Consider the following 11,244-nt stretch of genomic DNA (forward strand, 5'->3'; position numbering starts at 1 on the left):
GGTGTCTTCTTTCATTATTTTTATTTACTAGTTACGTAAGTTGGAATCTTTTCGTCAATGAAATAAACTTTGTACCAAACTAAGAAGGTATAGATGGTCCATACTTTCCGACGATCTTCGGCATCTCCATTATGAACACGGTCAATTAAGTCTAAAATCATTGGCACATCGAAAAATTCTTTGACAAAATCTTGTTCAAATAAATTACGAATTTGAGTATAAAAATCATCATTTTCTAACCACGCTTTTACGGGAACGGGGAAGCCCAATTTTTCACGCTGAACCCACTCTTCGGGTAAATGTTTTTCAGCAGCGACTCTTAGAGCATACTTACTGTTTTTTGGAGTCAATAAGTAACGAGTAGGAACTTTGCTGGCAACTTTTGCTACCTCTTTATCGAGAAATGGGACTCTTAATTCCATTGAGTTAGCCATTGACATTTTATCGGCTTTTAAAAGAATATCTTTAGCCATGAATAAGTGAATATCAAGATACTGCATTTTTTTAACTTCGTCAGTGTAGTTAGTAACTTTATCGTAAGATTTAGAAACAATTTCTTTAACTGATTCAGAAATTTTATATGGTTCTTTTAAATAACTATCAGCTTCCTTTTCTCCGAAGATTTTAGCTTCTCCAATAAAGAAATCTTCGGCTCTAGCAGTACTTTCATAAAGATGGAGCCGTCCGTGAAAATTAGGCATATTTTTTAATCTGTTAGCTAAACGGTAACGAGTTTTAGGTTTCAACTTACGCAAATGAGACCCGATTGTTTTAATTACTCGCGAATGAGAGTGATATCCATAGTCCACATAGCCAGCAAATAATTCATCAGCTCCTTCGCCGGATAAAATGACAGTTACATATTTGCTGGCGAGTTTAGTCAAAAAGTAAAGAGGGACACAGCTAGGGTTAGCATCTGGCTCATCCATATAGTACTGAATGAGCGGAAAATTATTGAATGCTTCTTCACTGGTAACAACTTCTGATTCGTTGTTAAGTCCCAAAAGTTGAGCAAGTTCTTTTGCTTGAATTGCTTCATTATACTTTTTGTCATCAAAACCAACTGAAAATGTATGCTCAGGTTGTGAGAGACTGGTAATATAACTGGAATCAATGCCAGAAGAAAGAAGCGAACCAACAGGCACATCACTGATTTTATGTGCTTCGACGCTATCATTCATGATGTTTTCAATATCTTTGACCGTCTGATCAAAACTCTCTCCTGCATCTTCAAATTTCATGTCCCAGTATTGTTTAACATCTAGTTTTCCATTCTGGAAGGTAAAATAATGTCCGCCAGGAATACTGAAAACATTTTTAAAGAAAGTCTCTTCAAGAGCAGAATATTGAAAAGTTAAGTATGGCTTTAAGGCTTTTTTATTAAGTTCTTTTTTAAAATAAGGATGATAAAGGAAAGATTTAATTTCAGAACCAACTAAAAAGCGATCACCGTCCTGATAATAATACATTGGTTTAATCCCAAAGAAATCACGAGCACCATATAGTTTCTTTTCTTTATTGTCCCAAATTATAAAAGCAAACATGCCGCGAATTTTTTTGAGCAGTCCTTCCATGCCCCATTCTTCAAATCCGTGAAGGAGCACTTCAGTGTCAGTTTTTGTAGTAAAAGTATGACCAGCAGTAATTAAATCCTTTCGGAGTGGTTTAAAATTATAAATTTCTCCGTTAAAAATTATTGCTTTTTCTCCGTCTTCGTTAAAAATAGGCTGACTTCCGCCGCGTAAATCAATAATTGAAAGACGTCTAAAGCCCAGAGCTACATCATCATTAATATATTGTCCAGAGCTGTTTGGTCCACGATGTTTAATCGCATTCATCATGTTGGTCAAGACTTCTTCCTTGTTTTCTAAAGCCCGATCACAAAATGCAATAATTCCACACATAAAATAACTTCCTTAGATTTTTTAATGTACTTTCTATTTTACAATAAAAAAAAGCCAATAATATTAGCTTTTTTATAAAGATATAACTTTTGCCGAATCCATAATGTCTTTTTTATCTTTGGCAGTTATAATAATAGTTTTCTTGACGGCAAGATTCTTTAAAAAGTTTTGAGAAATAATTTTTGAATCTTCGTCAATATCACTAAAAGGTTCATCAAGTAAAATTAACGGTTTATCATCAACAGATGATAGAGCTAAATCAAATCGAGTTTGAATTCCTTTCGGATATGTTTTAACCGGTCGATCAATATAATTAATCATTTTTAGAGCATTTGAAGTATCAAAAACTTCCTGAATGGAAGTTTTTTGGCTTTTAGCAAGAAGTTTGAGATGTTCAAAGCCGGTCATCCAAGGGTAGAAATATTTAGAACTGTTCCAAAATGATACTAAGTTTTGGTAGACGTCCCAGTTTGGCCGAAAATTTCCAATTAAAGTTACGCCGGAACTGGTTGGAATCATTCCAGATAATCCTTTTAGTAGGGTGGTTTTACCACAACCAGTAGACCCGACAATGGTATAAATTCCATTTTCTTTAATCTGTAAATTAAAATTAGAAATAATTTCTTGCTGTCCGTAGCTAAAACTAGCGTCAATTAGGATAATTCGCATAATTGATCCTTTTGAAAAAAGAATTATTAATTAATTGTAAACTGTTAATAAAACAAATGATTATCCCAGCGAGCACGATCAAAAGATTAAACAAAGGTTTTGACCATGGATTTAAAGGATGGATTAGATTTAAATAATAAAGGGTATCATAGAACAAAATTGCAATTACTAAATTCAATACCAAACTAACTGGAAATGATTTCATTTTAAGATCAATGGTGATCACTACCCCGTATACGAGTGGAATAAAAAGCAAAAAATAAGAATAAGATAATAAATGTCCTAAAGAAATCGGATAATTATTCCACTTGCTGAAAATGACTGTCGCAAGGAGTTTTGAAAAGAAAAAGTAAATTGCACTTTCTAATGCGGTACATAAGAGAACTAATAATTTTGTATAGTAAATCATTTTTGGTGAATGAATGATTCGATTTAAAAAAAAGTAAGACTGTCCTTCCATGGAAAATATGCCAGTCGAAAAATAGGTCAGGCAGAATAACCAAAGACCAATCTCATAGACGATAACTTGTCTTTGAAAGTGGGCAGTAGAAGCGTTTAAAAAAGATGCACCGAAAATTGTAAGTCCAAAAATTAATAAACAAATGACTGCAGTAAATATTGCATAGTGAATTTGGCGATGCCGATTTTTAAACTCAAAATAAAAATATTCCTTAAACATGATCTCCTATTTGGTTCAAACTAATTAGCCGCTTCTTGTTTAATAAAGGCCAAAGCTTTTTCATAGTCTGGTTCATTAGAAATTTCTTTGATAATTTCTCGATATTTTACGGTTCCATCTTTATCAACAATATAAATTGCCCTAGTATCTAATCCATTAGTTGGAATAAAAAGATTCATCTTTTTACCAAAAGATAATTTTTCATCTGAAAGTACCTGGACCGATTTAACACCTTCAAGAGCACACCAATTCTTTTGAACTTTTGTAGGATTAGTCGAGATCGTGATAAATTTAGCTTCAGGATGTTTATCAGCCTGCTGATTAAATTTACTTGTTGAGATTGAGCAAACCCTTGTATTAAGATCTGGAACGACTGAAATCAAAGTTAACTTACCAAGTAAATCATCAGTTCTAACTGTGTTTCCCTGGTCATCAGTTAATTCAAAATCAGGTAATTTTTGACCAACTTTGAGAGGTTCTCCAATTAACTTTACGTTTTCGCCATGAAATATAATGTCCATAATAAAATTCCTTTCCGTTCTTTACTATCTTTAGTTTACTCTATCATTCATATTAAAGTTCAAAAAAAACTAGATTTTTTTTCGTTCATTAAAAGATGATTTTTAGAAATTCAATTAAAAAAGTTGTTCCAGCCAAAGTTAAAACAAGTTTGGTCTCATTATACTAATAACTAAGTTAAAAATCACATTTATAAAAGACGAAAAAATTAATTATCAACCAATATACGTTTAATTAAGGGGCTTAGTTGGGTAGATAGTTCCAAAGGGGTTAGATTAATGTAAGATGCAGCTTCAGACAATGTAATACTTTCATTTTGACTGTTTCCGATAATAGTTACAATTGTTCCCACGGGAACCAATTCATGAAGTAGGATAAAAGTCGTATCAATTGAAACTTTTTGAACCTTGGCATTTCTTTTTCCATTAACTATTACCGAAAAGCCGCTAAAATTAGAAGAAAAGCCAAGACCATATCCGATCGGAACAACGGCCAACATTTGATCTTGATCGAAAGCAATAATTCTGGTTTTAAGTGTAAATACGGGTTTTGTATCTGATGATTGATCAAATCCATAAATATCTCTTCCGATGATTAATCCATGATGATCACCTTTGATCTCGTGATAGCTTCCCCCAATTTTTGAATTACGTGAGGTCGTTACAGTTCCCCAAAGATCAACTTTATCAGAATTTTTCTGGCAAAACTGGATTGCTTTTTCGATGTTATCATCTTTCCATTCGGTAAACAAATTGCTTATTAAAGCAACGGCTAGAGGGGATCGAGGTTTAGATGTGGTGATTTTTTCAAGATCATAAAAAGAGTTGATAGGAGCAATTATAAAATTATCCTGGATCAGTTTTTCTTCATTTTGCTCAAAATAATTTAAAATTATAATCAGTTTGTTAGTACCCCATTTTCTTAGTTCTAGAGCTTCTTGAAGATTACCAACAGCAAATCCGTAAACGTTAGCAGCCAGCAGTCCTCTAGTAAACACGTTTATTCCAAAACCAAGAGCATTAGACTGTACATTAACAATTGGTTTTTGAACCCTAAGATTTTGCAAATTATTAGTGATTGCATTTTTTGATATTTCAATCCAAACGTTTTGTTTTATTGTATCCATAATTGAAATCCTTTTTTATCGCCAAATTAAAGTAGATTCGACCGGAATTTGTTGTATTTTACCAGAAATTGCTAGTTTTCCAGCCAATTCTCCCACTGTCTCAAGATGATGGTCGATAGTGGAAATATTAAGGATTTTTCCAATTGGCTGATTTTCTTGCCCCATAATACCGGGCAGCGTTAACTTTTGCTCATTGTAATATTGATAAATACCTGCAGCAACATCATCGTTATTACAAAATAAAAATTCAGTTTGTTTTTTTTCTAATGAGATCTTTTTTGCTATTTCATATCCATGTTGAAAACTAAATGTGTTAGAGATGATTTGTTCTTTGACCGGTAATTTTTTAAAAACTTTCTCGTAGGCAGCTATAGTTGTTTGAGCAGTGGCACTTTGTGCAATATTTCGACTCAAAATCAGAATAATTTTTTTGAAATTATTTTTTTTTATTTGTTCGAAGGCCTTAACGAAAGTTTCGGTTCTTAAAGAATAAGCAGCAGCAATTGGTACTTGTTGAGGATTCTCACAACAGATTACAGGACCGTATTTTTGATATTTTTGTAATTCAGTTAAAGGAAGTTTATGAGAAGTGAAAATAATGGCATCAAATGCTTTTTGATGCAGCAGTTCTAGATATCTTCTTTCAATTGTAACGTTATAGTTTGAAGGGAGCATTAAAACTTTGTATTGGGCATTAAAGGCAGATTTTGTAATGCCAGAAATAAGATAATTAAAATAGGGATGCCTAATATGAGGTACTACAACGCCAATCGTCAGATTTTTGCCATTACTTAATTCTCTGGCAATCTCATTTGGCATATAGTCAGTTTTACGAATGACTGAACTAATTACCTCTTGTGCTTCTTTTGAAACATAGCCATGGTGACTTAAATAGCGGGAGACAGTTGATACTGAATATCCTGAAAGTTTAGCAATATCTCTAATGTTGGTCATTTCTTACCTTGTTTCTTCGATGAAATGTTTGATACCATAAGCAACTCTATTTTCATCGTTACTTTTAGTAATATATTTAGCGACAGATTTTATTTTCGAATCAGCATCATTCATTACAATTGGTAACCCAACATATTTTAACATCGGTAAATTTTTATAACTATTCACACATGCAGCTATTTCAGACTTTTCAAGCCCTTTAGCAGCAAACTTAAAAGCATGATCTTTTCGTGCATTAGACGGTGTAATTTCTAAATCCATCTTACCAGATTGTTTAATGCTTACATCAAATAAACATAGATAAGCTAATTTTCGATATAGCCGCCATAACAAGTGTGAATTAGATGATTTTAAAATAATTTTATAAATATTTTTTTGGTTAATTTCAAAATGTTTGATTATTCTTGGCTTGATACTAGTTATCGGTTGAGAAATTTGAACTTTTCGCTTTTGGTTAAAAGTATAGCACTTGTTATCGTCATAATAATTTAAACTAATATCAGGAAAATTATTAAGGATAAAGTTGGTAATTAGTAAAACTGATTTTTTTGAAATTTCTTGTTTAAATAAAATATGGTTTATTGAATTTTTTCTTTCGAAAATTAGTCCCCCGTTAAAAGCAATTTGAGGACCGTTTAAATTTAAGATATCGATAATCTTTTCCATTTCTTTTGGAGACCGAGCTGAAACAAGAGTTATTGGGACTGAGCATTTATTAATAGTTTTGATTTTAGTAAGTGGTAATTCTCCTTTACTGTTCAATAATGTTTCATCTAAATCTAAGAAAATTTTTTTAATCATTTTCTAACCCTCCACTCTTAGTCTAGTTTGTGGAACGCTTCTCATAACAAGACTAAAATTGAAATGTTAATTATCAGAAGTGATATAAACAAATTGATCTGTTGAAATTTTTTCACTAAGGGCTTGAATCAGTTCACGAGGGTTTTCCTTGTTTTTTGCAGCTTGTTGTAAATATAAATATTCATATTGAAATGCTGAAATTAAGAGTTCTCTAATATTTGAATTCTTTTGCGGTTGATTAATTCGTTGATGTCTAATTTCGTAGTAATGATGTAGAATATGAATATCTTTTTGACGATCCCCTCGACTCTTTTTTAAATAATTGATAATTGCTCGAAATCCAATTTTTTCCATAACTTTAAAATCTTCCAAGTATGATGTTTGGTGATTTTTTACTTCTAAGTAAATTTTTGAATTAAGGAAAATATTTTTTAAAATTTTCCAATCTATTTTTATTCGACTCCACGGGTTTAAAATCATTTTTCGAGAGTTAAGCATTAGTTTAAAATTATAATATTTAGCGTTTTCACTGTTAATTAATCCTTTATTTGAACAACTATTGACAGTTTTTATTTCAAGATTAAGTGTTTTTTGGAACAATTGAGAAATTCTTTTAGAGTCGCCATAACTATTTCTGCCGCGTTGAGTATGTAAAGTGGCAATGACTTGACCCATTGTTAAATAATCAACTTCTTTTTCTTCTTTTAATTGTTGAATTGCATAATCAATCATATTAGTTAAAAGCTTATTAAATTGGCGAATCGTAAAGAAACGTTTTTTTTGCGGTAAAAGATGCGGTAGAACAATAGTAGGAGTGATTAAACTTATCACAATGATTGCTTCGGCTAAAAAAATTAAATTTGTCCGAAAAGGGAACAGATCTTTTTTAAATATTAAAGGTAATGAAAAAGCCATTGCTAAAGTAATAGTTCCATGAATGCCGCTTAAAGCCATTATCCAACTATTTCTTAACTGCTTTTTGGTTTTCCGTTTAGTTTTTTTAACTAAGCCATAATGATTCCATAAAAAACGTAAAATGATCATTAAACAATAGATTGATAAAGCCAGAAAGAGTAGGGCTTCAGAATTCCAACTATTTGAGTTAGATAATTCAATCATATTACGTGGTAAAGTGACCCCTAATAAGACGAATACAAATCCATTTAATAATTGAGAAATGATTTCCCACATTGTTGACAAGGCAACTTGGTTTTCGGTAGAAGTCAGTCGTAGTCTTTTTTTATAAATTCCGTGAATGATTCCGGCGGCAACAACTGCCAAAATTCCAGAAAAGTTAAACTCTTCGGCAATTAAATAAATAGAAAAAGGTGCTAAAAGGTTAATAGATAAAATAGTGGTTGTTGAATTAAAAAAATGCTGCTGAAAAAACAATTGTATGATTACTAGTAATATTCCTGTTAATAAACCAACAATAATTCCCCCAAAAAATACAACAAGGAAATTACTAATTCCTTCAATTAGGGAGAATTTTCCAGTATTGAATGCATTGATTGCTAGATCTAAGGCGACAATACCAGCGGCATCATTAAATAGAGATTCATTTTCTAAAGTTTCTAACATTGTTTTTGGAATATGAAAATTTTCTGTGATCGATGAAACGGCAACTGCATCGGTAGGGGTAACAATAGCGCCCAAACAAAATGCTAAAGCAAGTGGTAGTGCGGGCCAAATTTGATGAAGAAAAACACCAACCACGAGAATTGTAACAACTGTGAGAAAAACAGCTAGCGAAAGAATCGTTTTCAAATGATTTTTTAAACTAAAATTTGAAGTGTTTTGACCTTCATTAAACATTAATGGAGCAATAATGGCTAGGAAAAAGACCTCTGGCTTTAATTGAAATTGATCAAATTGGGGGAGCCAAGAGACTATAAACCCCATTCCAATTTGATAGAAAGCTAGAGGAATTTTAGGAAAAAAAGAATATATAATGTTAGCTCCAACTGTTGCAGCTAACATTAAAAGAATGCTAATAATTAATTCCACGAAGTCTCCGATCTAAAAACAACTAATATAAGGATAACATGGTTTTAAAATTGGAATAAAGTTTAAAACAAAAAAACCAACCTGTTGTTTTATGAGGTTGGTTTTACAAAAATCTAATTATCAGAATCTTTTGGGGTTTCTTCTTCATCTTGATCTTCAATTTTAATTGCTTTAGAAACAGTAGCAACTTTCGCATCCTGATCTAATCTAATTAAACGAACACCAAGTGTTGCACGGCCAGACTTAGAAACATCTTGAACGTCAAATCTAATCACAACACCTTTGTTGCTGACGATTAAAATATCTTCATCACCTTTAACCGTTGTGACACCAGCTAATGGGCCATTCTTTTCAGTGACTCTGATGGTTCGCATTCCTTTACCGCCACGATTTTTAATTGTGTATTCTTTGGAAGAAGTTTTCTTACCATAGCCGTTTTCTGAAATAACTAGAATTTCACCTTCATCAGGAATTATCGCACTTCCTACAACGTAATCTTGATCACGCAGTCTAATTCCGCGAACTCCAGAAGCAATTCTACCAGCTGCTCTCACGTCTTCTTCAGAGAAGGCAACACAGTAACCTAAATGAGTTCCAATAAAGATCTTTGATTCACCAGTTGTCAACATTACATTAACCAATTCATCACCTTCATGAATGGTAAGAGCTCTTAAGCCAGAATTTCTAATATTAGAAAATTCAGTTGAGCTTGTGCGTTTGACAGTACCATGTTTAGTAACGAACAATAAAAATTCATTTTCGTTATTCGAGTTGACCTTCATCATCGTATTAACCCGTTCATCTTTTTCAATGTTGATAAGGTTAATAATTGGCAAGCCTTTTGCATTGCGGCCAAAACTAGGAATTTGGTAACCTTTGGCTGAATAAACCTTTCCTCTGTTTGTGAAGAAAAGAATTTGTTCATGGGTATTAGTATAAATTAACTGTTCAACGAAATCGTCATTGTGCAGTCCCATTCCCTGAACTCCACGACCACCACGATTTTGCTGCCGGAAATCACTTGGGTCTAAACGCTTAATATAACCATTATGAGTAAGACCGACAATAATATCTTCCTGTTCAATTAAATCTTCATCTTCAAAATTAGTGATTTCATCTTTAACAATTTCAGTTTGACGTTCATCACCAAATTTGGTTTGAATTTCTAAAAGTTCATTGTAGATGATTTCGTTAACCCGTGAAGGGTTTGCTAAGATATCCTGATAATCAGCAATATCTTTTTCCAATTTTGCATATTCATCTTCAATTTTATCGCGTTCTAGACCTGTTAAACGGACTAAACGCATATCTAAAATTGCCTGAGCTTGAATATCATCAAGCTGGAACTTAGTAATCAAGCCTTCTTTAGCAACCGCAGGTGTTTCAGCACTTCTAATTAAACTAACAATTTCATCAATGTGATCCAGCGCAACTCTCAAGCCTTCTAAAATATGAATTCTTGCTTGAGCTTTTTTGAGATCAAAAGCTGTTCTTCTTCGAATAACTGTTTCTTGGAAGTTAAGATAATTATTCAAAAGGTCTTTTAAATTAAGAAGTTTAGGAGCTCCATTAACAATTGCGACCATGTTGTAGGAATAATTTACTTGAAGTGGAGTTAGCTTATAAAGGTTATTTAGGATAATTGAGGCAGTAGTATCACTGCGAATCCCAATAACAATTCTCATTCCTTCACGATCAGATTCATCACGCAGTTCGGTAATTCCGTCAATCTTCTTTTCATGAACTAATTGACCAATTCGTTCAACTAAACGGGCTTTATTAACCATGTAAGGAATTTCTTTGACAATAATTGTTTCACGGCCTGTTTTAGAAGTTTCAACTTCAGTTTTTGCTCGTAAAACAATTGATCCTTTACCAGTTTCATAAGCATGGCGAATTCCGCTGCGTCCAATAACAAGGGCACCTGTTGGAAAGTCGGGTCCTTTAATATCTTCCATTAATTCAGTTACAGTGACATCAGGATTATCCATTAAATGATGAATTCCTGCGATCAATTCACTTAAATTATGAGGCGGAATATTAGTAGTCATTCCGACTGCGATTCCGGTCGCTCCATTTAAAAGAAGATTTGGGATTCTTGAAGGTAATACTGAAGGTTCTTTTTCTGATTCATCATAGTTAGGCACAAAGTCAACAGTATCTTTGTTGATATCTCTGAGCATTTCCATTGAAATCTTACTAAGACGTGCTTCGGTATAACGCATTGCGGCCGGTGGATCACCGTCAATCGATCCAAAGTTTCCGTGACCATCAACAAGAGGATAGCGGTAACTAAAGTCCTGAGCCATTCGAACCATGGATTCGTAAATTGCAGTATCTCCGTGAGGATGATACTTACCCATGACATCCCCAGTAATTCTAGCTGATTTCTTGTACGGTCGATCGGGGAACATCCCTTGTTCATTCATTCCAAAGAGAATTCGCCTCTGCACTGGTTTCATTCCGTCTCTTGCGTCAGGCAAAGCACGTGCAACGATAACGCTCATGGCGTATTCCAAGAATGAAGTTTTAATCGTTGTTGTTACATCAGCATTCTCAATCCGACGATTATCTTGTTCGTCCAA

At 33.1% G+C, this 11,244-nt stretch carries 9 protein-coding genes; all 9 read right to left on the reverse strand.

What is annotated here, in order from left to right; genetic code table 11:
* Positions 1-20: 20 nt before the first annotated feature.
* The 9 genes from asnB to gyrA all read right to left on the reverse strand — a co-directional run bounded on the left by asnB (position 21) and on the right by gyrA (position 11,244).
* Positions 21-1,904 (reverse strand): asparagine synthase (glutamine-hydrolyzing), encoded by a 1,884-nt coding sequence (gene asnB / locus R8749_RS01070; RefSeq protein ID WP_317697155.1) that lies wholly within the window; start codon positions 1,902-1,904, stop codon positions 21-23.
* 72 nt (positions 1,905-1,976) lie between these two features.
* On the reverse strand, positions 1,977-2,573 hold the full coding sequence (locus R8749_RS01075) for an ATP-binding cassette domain-containing protein (RefSeq protein ID WP_317697156.1): 597 nt from the start codon (positions 2,571-2,573) through the stop codon (positions 1,977-1,979).
* Entirely contained in the window at positions 2,554-3,252 is a 699-nt protein-coding gene (locus R8749_RS01080) for a hypothetical protein (RefSeq protein ID WP_317697157.1), read from the reverse strand. Before R8749_RS01080 ends, R8749_RS01075 begins: the two co-directional genes overlap by 20 nt.
* Before the next feature lie 20 nt (positions 3,253-3,272).
* Positions 3,273-3,773 (reverse strand): thiol peroxidase, encoded by a 501-nt coding sequence (gene tpx / locus R8749_RS01085; RefSeq protein ID WP_317697159.1) that lies wholly within the window; start codon positions 3,771-3,773, stop codon positions 3,273-3,275.
* Between the two features lie 206 nt (positions 3,774-3,979).
* Positions 3,980-4,897, reverse strand: coding sequence for an alanine racemase C-terminal domain-containing protein (locus tag R8749_RS01090; RefSeq protein WP_317697160.1), 918 nt, complete (start codon positions 4,895-4,897; stop codon positions 3,980-3,982).
* 15 nt (positions 4,898-4,912) lie between these two features.
* The gene (locus tag R8749_RS01095) at positions 4,913-5,851 is read right to left on the reverse strand and encodes a LacI family DNA-binding transcriptional regulator (protein WP_317697161.1); all 939 of its coding nucleotides are present in this window, start codon (positions 5,849-5,851) and stop codon (positions 4,913-4,915) included.
* 3 nt (positions 5,852-5,854) lie between these two features.
* Positions 5,855-6,652 carry an HAD-IIB family hydrolase gene (locus R8749_RS01100; RefSeq protein WP_317697163.1) on the reverse strand — a complete coding sequence of 266 codons (798 nt, stop codon included), beginning with the start codon at positions 6,650-6,652 and terminating at the stop codon, positions 5,855-5,857.
* 66 nt (positions 6,653-6,718) lie between these two features.
* Complete coding sequence (locus R8749_RS01105) at positions 6,719-8,659, reverse strand: cation:proton antiporter (RefSeq protein ID WP_317697164.1); 1,941 nt, start codon at positions 8,657-8,659, stop codon at positions 6,719-6,721.
* A 113-nt stretch (positions 8,660-8,772) separates the two neighbouring features.
* The gene (gene gyrA / locus R8749_RS01110; protein WP_317697166.1) at positions 8,773-11,244 is read right to left on the reverse strand and encodes a DNA gyrase subunit A; all 2,472 of its coding nucleotides are present in this window, start codon (positions 11,242-11,244) and stop codon (positions 8,773-8,775) included.

It is taken from the genome of Xylocopilactobacillus apis, from assembly GCF_033095965.1.
Taxonomy (GTDB): Bacteria; Bacillota; Bacilli; order Lactobacillales; family Lactobacillaceae; genus Xylocopilactobacillus; species Xylocopilactobacillus apis.